Source organism: Burkholderia ubonensis subsp. mesacidophila, assembly GCF_002097715.1.
GTDB lineage: Bacteria > Pseudomonadota > Gammaproteobacteria > Burkholderiales > Burkholderiaceae > Burkholderia > Burkholderia mesacidophila.
In genome coordinates this window covers 206,803-220,408 of the sequence record NZ_CP020739.1, presented here as the reverse complement: position 1 = coordinate 220,408, position 13,606 = coordinate 206,803, and the positions used below count along the sequence as shown (strand labels likewise).

At 69.6% G+C, this 13,606-nt stretch carries 10 protein-coding genes and 2 pseudogenes; 2 read left to right on the top strand and 10 right to left on the bottom strand.

Annotated features, from left to right (window positions below):
* Positions 1–95 precede the first annotated feature (95 nt).
* The 7 genes and pseudogenes from B7P44_RS33315 to xylA form a co-directional block, all read right to left on the bottom strand.
* A pseudogene (locus B7P44_RS33315) lies at positions 96–309 on the bottom strand (ArsB/NhaD family transporter); the annotation flags it as partial.
* Positions 310–344: 35 nt separating this feature from the next.
* Complete coding sequence (locus B7P44_RS33310) at positions 345–674, bottom strand: hypothetical protein (protein WP_084910293.1); 330 nt, start codon at positions 672–674, stop codon at positions 345–347.
* Between the two features lie 34 nt (positions 675–708).
* A complete protein-coding gene (locus B7P44_RS33305; RefSeq protein WP_084910292.1) occupies positions 709–1,908 on the bottom strand; it encodes a sugar ABC transporter permease in 1,200 nt (399 codons plus the stop codon).
* Positions 1,905–3,464 (bottom strand): D-xylose ABC transporter ATP-binding protein, encoded by a 1,560-nt coding sequence (gene xylG / locus B7P44_RS33300; protein ID WP_084910291.1) that lies wholly within the window; start codon positions 3,462–3,464, stop codon positions 1,905–1,907. The genes B7P44_RS33305 and xylG overlap by 4 nt, the downstream gene beginning before the upstream one ends.
* A gap of 61 nt (positions 3,465–3,525) precedes the next feature.
* Positions 3,526–4,536, bottom strand: a complete 1,011-nt coding sequence (xylF, locus tag B7P44_RS33295) for a D-xylose ABC transporter substrate-binding protein (protein ID WP_084910290.1) — start codon at positions 4,534–4,536, stop codon at positions 3,526–3,528.
* A gap of 53 nt (positions 4,537–4,589) precedes the next feature.
* A complete protein-coding gene (gene xylB, locus B7P44_RS33290; RefSeq protein ID WP_084910289.1) occupies positions 4,590–6,068 on the bottom strand; it encodes a xylulokinase in 1,479 nt (492 codons plus the stop codon).
* A 4-nt stretch (positions 6,069–6,072) separates the two neighbouring features.
* Positions 6,073–7,395, bottom strand: a complete 1,323-nt coding sequence (gene xylA, locus B7P44_RS33285; RefSeq protein ID WP_084910288.1) for a xylose isomerase — start codon at positions 7,393–7,395, stop codon at positions 6,073–6,075.
* A 267-nt stretch (positions 7,396–7,662) separates the two neighbouring features.
* Between xylA and B7P44_RS33275 the strand changes: the two genes are divergently transcribed.
* Together B7P44_RS33275 and B7P44_RS37675 are read left to right on the top strand one after the other, a co-directional pair.
* Positions 7,663–8,856: a XylR family transcriptional regulator gene (locus B7P44_RS33275; protein WP_084910673.1), complete on the top strand. Its 1,194-nt coding sequence runs from the start codon at positions 7,663–7,665 to the stop codon at positions 8,854–8,856.
* Positions 8,857–8,883: 27 nt separating this feature from the next.
* Positions 8,884–9,900 (top strand): annotated as a pseudogene (locus tag B7P44_RS37675) (aldose epimerase family protein); the annotation flags it as partial.
* Here B7P44_RS37675 and yjfF read toward each other — a convergent pair.
* From yjfF to B7P44_RS33255, 3 genes are read right to left on the bottom strand one after another with little or no spacing between them, the layout of a single operon-like run.
* Positions 9,847–11,013 carry a galactofuranose ABC transporter, permease protein YjfF gene (yjfF, locus tag B7P44_RS33265; RefSeq protein WP_084910286.1) on the bottom strand — a complete coding sequence of 389 codons (1,167 nt, stop codon included), beginning with the start codon at positions 11,011–11,013 and terminating at the stop codon, positions 9,847–9,849. The pseudogene B7P44_RS37675 and the gene yjfF sit on opposite strands and share 54 nt — an antisense overlap.
* Positions 11,010–12,050 (bottom strand): ABC transporter permease, encoded by a 1,041-nt coding sequence (locus B7P44_RS33260; RefSeq protein ID WP_084910285.1) that lies wholly within the window; start codon positions 12,048–12,050, stop codon positions 11,010–11,012. Before B7P44_RS33260 ends, yjfF begins: the two co-directional genes overlap by 4 nt.
* Positions 12,047–13,561 carry a sugar ABC transporter ATP-binding protein gene (locus B7P44_RS33255; protein WP_084910284.1) on the bottom strand — a complete coding sequence of 505 codons (1,515 nt, stop codon included), beginning with the start codon at positions 13,559–13,561 and terminating at the stop codon, positions 12,047–12,049. Before B7P44_RS33255 ends, B7P44_RS33260 begins: the two co-directional genes overlap by 4 nt.
* Positions 13,562–13,606 lie beyond the last annotated feature (45 nt).

Genomic DNA, 13,606 nt, shown 5'->3' with positions numbered 1-13,606 from the left:
GATCACAATTCATTTAAGTTTGAATCATGCCTGTGCGGCAAGCCAATGCCTGCAAGGTTTTCCGAACCAGCCCCTAAAACGAGAATCCTCTCGACGAGCAGCAAGGCCGGCAACATCATGCATCCGCCGACCGCGAGAAATGCGCCGAAACCGACCTGCGGCCCTTCGCGCCGGATTGCCGCGAGCCACAGAATCGTCGCGAGCGATCCGGTGACGGAGAGGTTCGGCCCAAAGGTCGAAGCCGATGAGGATCGCGTCGATCGTCGAGCTCGCGATGAGTCCGGCGGGCCAGTTGTTGACCCGGTTCGACGCGCGCGGGCGGCGCCTGCCGCGCCCCTCGCGCGTCAACGTGCGCCGACTGGGACGACCTCGTCCGCGGCGTAGCCGCATCGCTCCGCCCGCTCGACGACACGCGCCAGCCGAATGATGTCGGTCAGCGCGAAATCGCTCGCATCGGGCCTCGGCCGGTCGCGCTCGTCCGCCATGCGCATCGCGAACGCGAGCGCTTCGGAGCGCTCCCGCAGCAGCGCGCGCAGCGCATCCGCGATGACGCGGCGGTCGCGCGGATCGCCCAGGCCGAGCACCGGCCCGTGGTCCTGTTCGACGTCCGGCTGCGCGAGCGGCGCGGCCGCCGGCATCGAGATGCCGGGCACGGGAACCGTGTTCCGTTTCATGTCTTCCCCCGTTGACCTGCGACTGAGCGCCGCCTCACCGCCGGTTCGACCGCGACACCACGTCGATCCAGACCGCCAGCACCAGCACCGCGCCCTTGACGATCATCTGCCAGTACGCGTCGACGTCCAGCATCGACATGCCGTTGTCGAGGCTCGCCATCACGAGCGCGCCGATCAGCGCGCCATACACGGTGCCCGAGCCGCCGCGCATCGACGTGCCGCCGATGAAGCACGCGGCGATCGCGTCGAGTTCGCCCATCGTGCCCGCGGACGGCGAGCCGGCCGCGAGCCGCGCGGTGTTCACGATGCCGGCGAACGCGCACATCAGCCCCATCAGCGCGAAGATCGCGAGCTTCACGCGATCGGTATCGACGCCCGACAGCCGCGTCGCCTCGAGATTCGAGCCGACCGCATAGATGCGCCGACCGAACACGGTCTGCGTCGCGATCCACGAGAAGATGCCGAGCAGCGCGAGCAGCAGCAGCACCGGCACCGGAATGCCGCCGTAACGGTCGAGCGTCGCGACGAACGCGAACAGCACCGCACCCGCGCCCGCGATCTTCACGACGTCCTGCCACAGCGGCGCAACCGCGAGCCGGTAGCGGCGCCGCGTGCCGCGCTGCCGCACCACCAGCAGCGCGACGAGCGCGAACAGCAGCAGCGCGAGGCCGTCCCCCGCCACGCGCGGCAGGTAGCCCTGCCCGATGAACACGAAGCCGTCGGATACCGGCGCGATCGTCGAGCCGCCCGTCACGCCGAGCAGGATCCCGCGAAACGCGAGCATCCCGCCCAGCCCGACGATGAACGACGGCACGCGCCGGTAGGTCGACCACCAGCCGTTGAAGAGGCCGACCAGCACGCCGAGCGCGAGCACGGCCGGCACCGTCGCGACGACCGGCCAGTGGCGGTTCACGTCGAGGATCGCCGCGACGCCGCCGAGCAGCCCGAGCAGCGAGCCGACCGACAGGTCGATCTCGCCCGCGATGATCACGAACACCATCCCGCACGCGAGCATGCCGGTGATCGACATTTGCCGCAGCAGGTTCGACACGTTGCGCGGCGTGACGAACGCGCCGTCGGTCAGCACCGAGAAGAACGCCCAGATCGCGGCGACCGCGAACAGCAGCGCGAGGATCTTGTAGCGCACGAAGACCTGGCGGAGCGGACGACCGGTCGGGCGGCGCGCGTCGGCATCCGGCGCCGCCGCGTTGGAGGAAGAAAGTTCGGAATTCATGTCGCACTCGTTGCGGTGGGTTCGGTCGGCCGCCGGCCGGCTTTCAGCGCGGCGCCGAGGATCTGTTCCTGCGTGAGGCCGTCGTTGACGAAATCGCCGCGCACCTCGCCTTCGCCGATCACCAGCACGCGGTCGGCCAGCCCGAGCACCTCGGGCAGTTCCGACGACACGACGATCAGCGCGACGCCGCGCTTCGCGAGCGCGAACACGAGGCGGTAGATCTCCGCCTTCGCGCCCACGTCGACGCCGCGCGTCGGCTCGTCGAGAATCAGCACCTGCGGCTCGGCCAGCAGCATCCTGGCGAGCACGGCCTTCTGCTGGTTGCCGCCGGACAGGCTCGCGATCGGCAGGAACGGATGCGCGGCGCGCACCGACAGTCGCTGCATCTCGTTACGGATCGCGTCCAGCTCGGCGGCCGCGTCGATCCGCCCGCGCGCCGCGAAGCGCCGCAGCACCGCCAGCGTGATGTTGTGGCCGACGCCGAGCTGCGGCACGATGCCGTGGCGCTTGCGGTCCTCGGGCACCATCGCGATGCCGGCGCGAATCGCGTCGGCGGGCGAACGGATCGACAGCGGCCGGCCGTTCATCAGCACCGTCGCCGAGCACGCGCCCGGATACGCGCCGAAGATCGCCTGCATCAGTTCGGTGCGGCCCGCGCCGACGAGCCCGGCGACGCCGAGGATCTCGCCGCGCCGCACGCTGAAGGACACGTCGTCGACCCGCTTGCGGCGCGGGTTCGTCACGTCGCGACAGGTCACGCGGCGTGCTTCCAGCACGACGTCGCCGATCTCGTGCGGCTCGCGCGGATACAGGTCGCGGATCTCGCGGCCGACCATCATCGCGATGATCCGGTCGGTCGTCAGCGCACGCATCGGCTCGGTCGCGACATGGCGGCCGTCGCGGATCACGGTCACCGTGTCGCACACGGCCTCGACCTCGTCGAGCTTGTGCGAGATGTACACGCACGCGACGCCGCGGCGCTTCAGGTCGCGCACGATGTCGAGCAGGATCCGCGTCTCCGCGGCGCTCAGCGACGACGACGGCTCGTCGAGAATCAGCAGCTTCGCGCGCTTGTTCAGCGCCTTCGCGATCTCGATCAGCTGCTGGTGGCCGCCGCCGTAGTTCATCACCGGCTGCGCGACGTTGATCGAGTCGATCCGCAGTTCGTGCAGCAATTCCTCGGCACGCCGGATCATCGCGGCATAGTTCATCCGCCCGCCAGGCAGCGTGATCTCGTTGCCGAGGAAAATGTTCTCGGCGACCGACAGTTCGGGCACGAGCATCAGCTCCTGGTGGATGATCACGATGCCCGCGCGCTCGGTGTCGCGCACGCCGGACGCGGCGAGCGGCGCGCCTTCCCATCGGATCTCGCCGTCCCACGTGCCGTGCGGATAGACGCCCGACAGCACCTTCATCAGCGTCGATTTGCCCGCGCCGTTCTCGCCGCACAGCCCCACGCACTCGCCGGGCCGCACGGTCAGGTCGATTCCGTCGAGCGCCTTCACGCCGTCGAAATCCTTGACGATGCCGCGCATCGTCAGCAAGGGTTCGGTCATACCTTCATGCCCCGCGATATGCGCGCGGCCGCACCGGCGGCCGGCCGCGCGCGTTGCGCCGTTACTGGCTCGCCAGTTGCGCCTGGGTATAGAAGCCGTCCTTCACGACGACGTCGACGTTGCGCCTGGTCAGCAGCGTCGGCTGCAGCAGCACCGTGTCGACCTTCTTCTTCCCGTTGTCGTATTGCGCGTTGAAGGCGGGCTTCATCCCCTTCGCGAGATCCACCGCGAGCTTCGCCGCCTCGCTCGCGATCAGCTTGAGCGGCTTGTAGACGGTCATCGTCTGCGTGCCGGCGATCACGCGCTTGACCGCCGCGAGGTCCGCGTCCTGCCCGGACACCGGCACCTTGCCGGCCAGATGCTGCGCGGCGAGCGCCTGGATCGCGCCGCCCGCGGTGCCGTCGTTCGACGCGACGATCGCGTCGATCCGGTTGTTGTTCGCGGTCAGCGCATCCTCGACGATCCGCAGCGCGGTCGACGCGCTCCACTCGGGCACCCACTGCTGGCCGACGACCTTCACGTCGCCGCGGTCGATCGCGGGCTTCAGCACCTTCAGCTGGCCTTCGCGCAGCATCTTCGCGTTGTTGTCGGTCGGCGCGCCGCCGAGCAGGAAATAGTTGCCCTTCGGCTTCGCGTCGACGACACCCTGCGCCTGCAGCTCGCCAACCTTCTCGTTGTCGAACGAGATGTACGCATCGACGTCGGCGTCGAGGATCAGCCGGTCGTACGACACGACCTTGATGCCGGCCTTGCGCGCTTCGGCGACGACATTGCCGAGCGTCTTCGAATTGAACGGCACGATCACGATCACGTCGACGCCGCGCGAGATCAGGTTCTCGATCTGCGAGATCTGTCGCGCTTCGTTCGCGTCCGCGGATTGCACGGACACTTTCGCGCCGAGCTTCGTCGCGGCGGCGACGAAATAGTCGCGGTCGCGCGACCAGCGCTCGACACGCAGGTCGTCGATGCAGAAGCCGATCTCCGGCTTGTCCTTGCTCGCATGCGCGAGCGGCGCGCCAAGCGCGAGGATCGCCAGCGCACTCAATACGGTACGACGCGTCACGGATTTCATGTCTCCACTCCTCTTTATTGGACTGCTTCTACGAATGCCGGGCGACCGGCCTGTCACGCGCCGGCCGCAAACACCGGTTCGAGTGCGCGATACAGCGCGCGAAACGTCGGGCGCCGCACGTCGCGATACCACGCGTGACGCGCCATGTCAGGCTCGCGCACGGCCACCACGGGCGGCTGCGGGCACACGGCGTCGAGCGGCGCGTCCGGTTCGAGCGCGAGACGCGCGAGCCGCGCGGCGCCGAGCGCCGGGCCGACTTCGCCGCCCGCGCGCAGCGTCAGCGCGCGGCCGCTCAGGTCGGCGAGCATCTGGGTCCAGTACGCGCTGCGCGAGCCGCCGCCGATCACCGTGATGCCGTCCGGTGCGAGCCCGGCCGCGTGCAACGCGTCGATCCCGTCGAGCAGCGCGAAGCCGACGCCCTCGAGCGTCGCGTTCGCGAGATCCGCGCGTTGCGTGTCGGGCGTCAGCCCGTAGAACACGCCCTTCGCGTTCACGTCGTTGTGCGGCGTGCGCTCGCCGCTCAGATAAGGCAGGAACCACGGGCGGTCCGCGCGCGGGTTCGCCCCGGCGTCGGCGAACAGCGCGGCGACGCCGTCGTAGCCGGCCAGTTGCGCGGTGAAGTCGATGCAGCCGGCCGCGTTCAGCATCACCGACATCAGGTGCCAGGTGTGCGGCAATGCGTGACAGAAGCTGTGGACCGCCGATTCGGGATTCGCGCGAAAACCGTCCGACACCGCGAAATACACGCCCGACGTGCCGAGCGACAGCAGCGCATCGCCGGGCCGCACGATGCCGACGCCGACTGCGCCGGCCGCGTTGTCGCCGCCGCCCGCGACGACCGGTATTTCGCGCAGCCCGAGCGTGCGCGCGACCGCCGGCAGCAGCGTGCCGGTGATGCGGTTGCCCTCGAATACGGCGGGCACCTGCGCGCGCGACAACCCACATGCGGCGAGCAACGTGTCGTCGTAATCGCGCTTCGCGACGTCGAGCCACAGCGTGCCGGCGGCATCCGACGGATCGGTCGCGAACGCGCCGGTCAGCCGGTAGCGCAGATAGTCCTTCGGCAGCAGCACATGCGCAATCCGCGCGAAAACGTCCGGCTCGTGCCGGCGCACCCACAGCAGTTTCGGCCCGGTGAAGCCCGGCATCGCGAGGTTGCCGGCGACTGCGCGCAGCGCGGGTGCCAGCCGCTCGAGTTCTACGCACTCGGCATCCGCGCGGCCGTCGTTCCACAGGATCGCGGGGCGCAGCACGTCGCCGCGCGCATCGAGCAGCGTCGCGCCGTGCATCTGCCCGGTCAGGCCGAGCGCGCCGATGTCATGCGGGTCGATGCCGGCCGCGCGCGCGTCGGCAACGAGCGCGGCAAGCGCGCCGCACGCCGCGTCCCACCATTCGCGCGGCGCCTGTTCTGACCAGCGCGGCCGCGGCCGGCTCACCGACAGCGGCCGGCTCGCGCTGGCCCGCACCGCGCCGTCGCGGTCGAGCAGCACGGCTTTCACGCCCGACGTGCCGAGATCGAGTCCGATGTACATGGCGTCAGCGCAGCCCGTAGATCGCCTGGTTCACGATGTTCTCGAGCCGCTCCTGCGCGCCGCTCGCGTGCCGCGGGTTCACGCCGCGCGCGAGCGCGTCGGCGGCGAGCGACTCCAGCGTGTAGCCGCCCGCCAGGATCTCGCGGCCGAACGCGCTGTCCCACTGCGCGTAGCGCTGCCGGCGCAGCGCGTCGAGCCGGTCGTTCCCGACCAGCACGGCCGCCCGCTCGAGCGCGAGCGCGAGCACGTCGATCGCGCCGACATGGCCGTGGAACAGGTCTTCCGGATCGACGCTCTGACGGCGCACCTTCGCGTCGAAGTTCATGCCGCCGGTGGTAAAGCCGCCGTGGCGCAGGATCTCGTAGAACGCGAGCGTCAGTTCCTCGACGCTGTTCGGGAACTGGTCGGTGTCCCAGCCGTTCTGCGGATCGCCGCGGTTCGCATCGACGCTGCCGAACACGCCGAGCGCGAACGCGTTCGCGATCTCGTGATGGAACGAATGGCCGGCGAGTGTCGCGTGGTTCGCCTCGATATTCACGCGAATCTCGTTCTGCAATCCGTACTGTGCGAGGAAACCGTGCACGGTCGCGACGTCGTAGTCGTACTGGTGCTTGGTCGGCTCCTGCGGCTTGGGCTCGATCAGCAGCGCGCCGTTGAAGCCGATCCGGTGCTTGTGCTCGACGACCATCGACAGGAAGCGCGCGAACTGCTCGCGCTCGCGCACGAGATCGGTATTGAGCAGCGTTTCGTACCCTTCGCGGCCGCCCCACAGCACGTAGTTTTCGCCGCCGAGCCGATGCGTCGCGTCGAGTGCGTGGCGCACCTGGGTGGCCGCCCACGCGAACACCTCGGGGTTCGGGTTGGTCGCCGCGCCCGCCGCGAAGCGCAGATGCGAGAACAGGTTCGCGGTGCCCCACAGCAGCCGGACGCCCGTTGCCTGCTGACGCTCGCCGAGGTAGTCGGTCATCCGAGCGAAGTTCTCCACGTACTCGTGCAGGCTGTCACCATCCGGCGCGACGTCGGTGTCGTGGAACGTATAGAACGGCGTGCCGAGCTTCGTGAAGAACTCGAACGCCGCATCGGCCTTCTGCCGCGCGCGCTCGAGCGGATCGCCCGGCTGCTGCCACGGCCGCCGGAATGCGCCCTGGCCGAAGATGTCGTGGCCGGGCCACACGAACGTGTGCCAGTAGCACACCGCGATCCGCAGGTGCTCCTCGAGCGTCTTGCCGAGCACCAGCTTCGTGCGGTCGTAATACCGGTAGGCAAGCGGGTTGTCCGATTGCGGACCTTCGTAGCGAATCGCGGGAATCTGTTCGAAATACGACATGGCGTCTCCGTCCGGTTTCTTGTTGCGGTGCGGCGCGCATCGCGATGGCTCGCGCGCCGGATTCGATCTGGCTGGATCGTGCCCGCCCCCAACCGTGCCCGCAATTGCGAAATTGCGCAGCACGCTTAACGTTTCTTGCCAGCGCGCCGCGCACGGCACGCGTTCCGTCCTACAATCGCCGACAACAGAGATGAGAGCCGCGCGGCCCTGCCCGTGCGCCCGGAGACAACGGCGCGAGCCCCGGACGGCACGCGCTACGAGACCGAGATGACCCGCGCCCCTTCCGCCCAGACGCCGCATCGCATCGCGCTGCTGTTCAACGCAAACAAGGTCTACGACCGCGAGATCATCAGCGGCATCGGCCAGTACCTGCGCTCGACGCGCGTGGTATGGGACCTGTTCCTCGAAGACGATTTCCGCTGCCGGCTGGCCGGCATCGAGCACTTCGACGGCGACGGCATCATCGCCGACTTCGACGATCCGGCCGTCGCCGACGCGCTCGCCGGCTCGCCGCTGCCGATCGTCGCGCTCGGCTCGTCGTACGAGGATCCGGCGCAGTATCCGGACGGCGTGCCGTATATCGCGACCGACAACGCAAAGCTCGTGTCGCTCGCCTACACGCACCTGATCGGCGCCGGGCTGGCGCACTTCGCGATGTACAGCCTGCCCGTCGCCCAGCAGAACCGTTGGGCGCAGCAGCGCGAGTTCGCGTTCGACCGGCTCGCGCGCGCGGACGGGCTCGATGCGCCGATCTACCGCGGGCTGTCGACGAGCGCATCGGGGTGGAATCATGCGATCGAGCAGCTGACCGGCTGGCTGCACGCGCTGCCGAAGCCCGTCGGCGTGATCGCGGTGACCGACGCGCGCGCGCGGCACCTGCTGCAGGCATGCCTGATCGCCGGCCTCGCGGTGCCGGAACAGGTCGCGATCATCGGCATCGACAACGACCCGCTCACGCGCACGCTGACGCGCATTCCGCTGTCGTCCGTGATCCAGGGCACCGAGGAAATGGGCCGTACCGCCGCGCACCTGCTGCACCGGATGCTGCGCGGCGCGCGTTTTCCCGACCGGCGGATCCTCGTGCCGCCGGTCGGGATCAACGTGCTCGAATCGACCCGCCACCAGCCGCTCGCGAGTCCGCACGTGATGCGCGCACGCCACTTCATTCGCCAGTACGCGTGCCAGGGCATCAAGACCGAGCAAGTGGCCGACTACGTCGGCGTGTCGCGCTCGCTGCTCGAAGAGCACTTCCGGCGCGAACTGCAGCGCACCGTGCACCAGGAAATCCTGCGCCACAAGCTCGAAGCGGCGCAGGCGCTGCTCGCGGGCAGGCAGGCGTCGAGCGCCGAGGTCGCGATCCGCTGCGGGTTTACGTCGCTCCAGTACATGTACGCGGTATTCCGGCGCGAGCTGGGCTGCACGCCGCGCGAATACCAGGAACGCACCATCGCCGCGCACTGAAGCCGGCCTTTCACATCGAATCCGCCCATGCACATCGATACCGATTCTTCCCGCCTGACGCCCGGCGTCGCACGCGTGCATTCCGAGCCGTGGGGCACGCTGCCCGACGGCGACGCGGTGCGGCGCTACACGCTGCGCAACGCGCACGGAATGCGCGTCGTCGTCAGCGACCTCGGCGCGACCGTCGTGTCGTGGCTCGCGCCCGACCGCACCGGACGCTTCGCCGATATCGTGCTCGCACACGACACGCCCGCGGAGTATGTCGAATCGGGCGTCTACCTCGGCGCGACGATCGGCCGCTGGGCGAACCGGATCGCCGGCGCGCGCTTCACGCTCGACGGCGTCGACTACCTGCTCGATCGCAACGAGAACGGCAATCTGCTGCACGGCGGCGCGAGCGGCTTTCACCGCCAGCGCTGGGAGGTCGTCGACGACTGCGGCGGGCTGACGCTGCGGCTCGATTCGCCCGAAGGCGACGCGGGCTTTCCGGGCAACGTGAGCGTGCAGGTTCGCTACGCGCTCGACGACGACGGCGCGCTGACGATCGACTACACCGGCGTCACCGACGCGCCGTCGCCGCTCAACCTCACGAATCACAGCTATTTCAACCTCAGCGGCCGCGCGGGCAGCGACGTGCGCGGCCACGTGCTGAGCATCGACGCCGACGCGTTCCTCGAAGTCGACGACGCGCTGATCCCGACCGGCGCCGCGGACGTGACCGGCACGGCTTTCGATTTCCGGCACAGCGCGCCGCTCGGCGCGCGCCTCGACTGGCCGCATGCGCAACTCGCGCGGGCGCGCGGCTTCGATCACTGCTACGTGCTGCGCGACGGCGCGCGTGCGGTCAGGCCCGTCGCACGCATCTACGATCCGGAAAGCGGCCGCGAGCTGGTCGTGTCGACCGATCAGCGCGGTCTGCAACTCTATACGGGCAACTATCTGGACGGCGTGCGCGTGAGCGGCGGCACGCGTTGCGCGCGACATGCCGCGCTATGCGTCGAGGCCGGCGGCTTTCCGGATCAGGTCAACATGGCCGACTTGCGCGACGACGTCATCCTTCGGCCCGGCGCGGTCTATCGTCAAACGACGACGTACCGGGTCGCGGTTCGCGCGTAGCGCGCGTCGGCCGCCTTCGACACGCGCCGGCCGCCGCTGCGCGCCAAGCCCCGTGCCGCCCGTGCGCCGCCGCGCCGCGTGCCGCTCGATGATCCGCTGCAGCACGCAGAACACGCACAGCAGCGCGCCGATCACGATCCGCGTCCACCACGAGCTCAACGTGCCGTCGAACGTGATCAGCACCTGGATCGTGCCGAGGATGCCGACGCCGAACACCGAGCCGATCACGTAACCCACGCCGCCCGTGAGCAGCGTGCCGCCGATCACGGTCGCGGCGATCGCGTCGAGCTCCATCCCCTGCGCCTGCAGCCCGTAGCCCGACAGCACGTACAGCGTGAACACCACGCCGCCGAGCGCCGAGCACAGCCCGCTCAGCGCATAGACGCCGATCTTCGTGCGCGCGACCGGCAGCCCCATCAGCAGCGCCGAGCGTTCGTTGCCGCCGATCGCGTACACGTCGCGGCCGAAGCGCGTGAAATGCGCGACGTAGATCGCGACGGCCAATGTTGCGAGCGCGACCAGCGCGCCCGCGCTCAGCGTGCCGCCGCCGACCGGCACGCTGATGCCCGCGATCGCATGAAACGTCGGCTCGTTGATCGTGATCGACTGCGTCGTGATCAGGAAGCACGCGCCGCGCGCGAGAAACATCCCGGCCAGCGTGACGATGAACGGCTGCAATCGGAAGGTGTGGATCAGCGCGCCCATCGCCGCACCGTACAACGCGCCGAACGCAAGCACGAGCGGCACGATGATCCACACCGGCCAGTGCAGCCGCTCTGCGCCGACCGCGCAGAAGATCGTCGTCAGCGCAACGACCGAGCCGACCGACAGGTCGATGCCGCCCGACACGATCACGAACGTCATCCCGATCGCGACGATCAGCAGGAACGCGTTGTCGACGAGCAGGCCGGTCAGCACCTGCATCGAGAAGAAGCCCGTGTACATCACGGCCCCGAAGCCGAACAGCGCGGCGAACAGCACGATCGTCACGACGATCGGCAGCGTGCGCGGGTCGGCGAGGCGGCCAACGAGTCGGTTCATCGCGGCGTCGCTCCGTGGGTGGCGCGCGAACGCGCGAAAGGCAGCAGCCGCGCCGCGTGCCGGACCACGAGCGCGCGCGCCGCGTCGGACTGGATCAGCGTCACGACGATCACGACGACCGCCTTGACGACGAGCGTCGCCTCCGGCGGCACGCCGATCGAATAGGTCGTGTAGGTAAGCGTCTGGATGATCAGCGCGCCGAGCACGGAGCCGGCGAGGCTGAAGCGGCCGCCGAGCAGCAACGTGCCGCCGAGCGTCACCGCGAGAATCGCGTCGAGCTCGAGCAGCAGCCCCGCGTTGTTGCCGTCGGCGCTGCGCAAGTTCGAGCTCGCGAGGATGCCGGCGAGCGCCGACATCGCGCCGGAACACAGATACACGCCGAACACGACCGCGCCCGAGCGCAACCCGACAAGCCGCGTCGCGACCGGGTTCACGCCGATCGCGCGGATGAACAGCCCGAGCGCCGTGCGGTTCGCGAGCAGCGCGGTCGCGGCGATCGTCGCGACCGCGATCCACACCGCGCACGGTACGGTCGCGAGATAGCCGCCGCCGAGCGCGAGGTAGCCGGGCGCGCCGATCGGGATGATCTGGCCGCCCGTCAGCAGTTGCGCGACGCCGCGGCCGGCCACCATCAGGATCAGCGTCGCGATGATCGGCTGCATCCCGACGAACGCGACGAGCAGGCCGTTCCACGCGCCCGCCAGCAGCCCGACGCCGAGCGCGGCGGCCAGCGCCGCGCCGACCCGCGACGGGTCCGCCTCGAGCACGATCGCCGCGGCCGCGCCGGCGATCGCGACGATCGCGCCGACCGAGATGTCGATCCCGCGCGTCGCGATCACGAGCGTCATCCCGAGCGACACGATCACGAGCGGCGCCGCGCGGTTCAGGATGTCGATCGGCGCGCCGAACAGGTGGCCGTCGAGCAGCGCGATCGACAGGAATCCGGGACGATGCGCGACATCGAGCGCGAACAGCAGCGCAAGCGTCAGCACCGGCCACGCAAGCGGATGACGAAACAGCGTGCGCACACGCGTCATGACTGGCCTCCCGCGATCAGCCGGTAAACCTGCTCCTCGGACGCGTCGGTACCCGTCAGTTCCGCAACCTTGCGCCGGTCGCGCAGCACCGCGATCCGATGGCTCACGCGCACGACCTCGCCGATCTCCGACGAGATGAACAGGATCGCGAGCCCGGTCGCGCACAGCGCGAGCACGCGCTCCATGATGTCGAACTTCGCGGCGACGTCGATGCCGCGCGTCGGCTCGTCGAGGATCAGCAGCTTCGGGGCCGTCGCGAGCCAGCGCGCGAGCAGCACCTTCTGCTGGTTGCCGCCCGACAGCAGGCCGATCGGCTGCTCCGCGTCGCGCGCCTTGATGCCGAGCCGCGCGATATACGCGTCGGCGATCTCGCGCTGGCGTACGCGCCCGATCAGCCGCCACCAGCCGCGCCGCGCCTGCAGCGCGAGGATGATGTTCTCGCGGATCGACAGCGCGGCGACGATGCCCTCCTTCTTGCGGTCTTCCGGGCAGTACGCGATCCCGTGACGGACCGCATCGTGCGGCGACGCGAGCCACTTGCGCGCGCCGTCGATCTCGATCGCGCCGGTGTCGGAGCGCTCCGCGGCGAACGCGAGCCGCGCGGTTTCGGTGCGCCCCGAGCCGAGCAGCCCGGCCAGGCCAACGATTTCGCCGGGCCGCACGTCGAGATCGAGCGCGCTCATCATCCCGCGCCGGCCGACCCGCTGCATCGACAGGAACGGCGCATCCTCGCCTGCCTTGCGCTCGACGGCCGCGGCGCCCGCCTGCAGCGTGTCGGACATCCGTTCGCGGCCGGTCATCTTCGCGACCAGCGCGTCGACCGGCAGGTCGCGCGCCAGGTACTCGCCTTCGCGCTCGCCGTTGCGCATCACGGTGATCCGGTCGGACACCGCATAGGTCTGTTCAAGGAAATGCGTGACGAACAGGATCGCGATGCCCGACGCCTTCAACCGGCGCAGCACGTCGAACAGCCGCGCGACCTCGCCGTCGTCGAGGCTCGACGTCGGCTCGTCGAGAATCAGCACGCGTGCGTCGACCGATACGGCGCGCGCGATCGCGACCATCTGCTGCACGGCGATCGGATACGCATCGAGCGAGCGCGTGACGTCGAGCGACAGGTCGAGTTCGGCGAGCGCCGCGCGCGAGCGTGTATGGATCGCGTTCCAGTCGATCGCGCCGCGCCGCATCGGCTGCCGGCCCGCGAAGATGTTCTCGGCGACCGACAGGTTCGCGCACAGGTTCACTTCCTGGTAGAGCGTCCGGATCCCGGCCGCCTCGGCTTCGCGCGGCGCGGCGAAGCGCACGGGCCGGCCGCCGACGCGAATCTCGCCCGCGTCGTGCGCGTGCACGCCGGTGAGCACGTTGATCAGCGTCGACTTGCCCGCGCCGTTCTGGCCCATCAGCGCGTGGATCTCGCCCGGAAACAGCCGGAAGCTCACGCGCTGCAGCGCGCTGACGCCCGGAAACGCCTTGTCGATGCCGATCATCTCGACCACCGGCGGATTCGCCATGAACCCTCCCTCGAAGCGGTTGCGATCCGGGCGGCCGCGACGCCG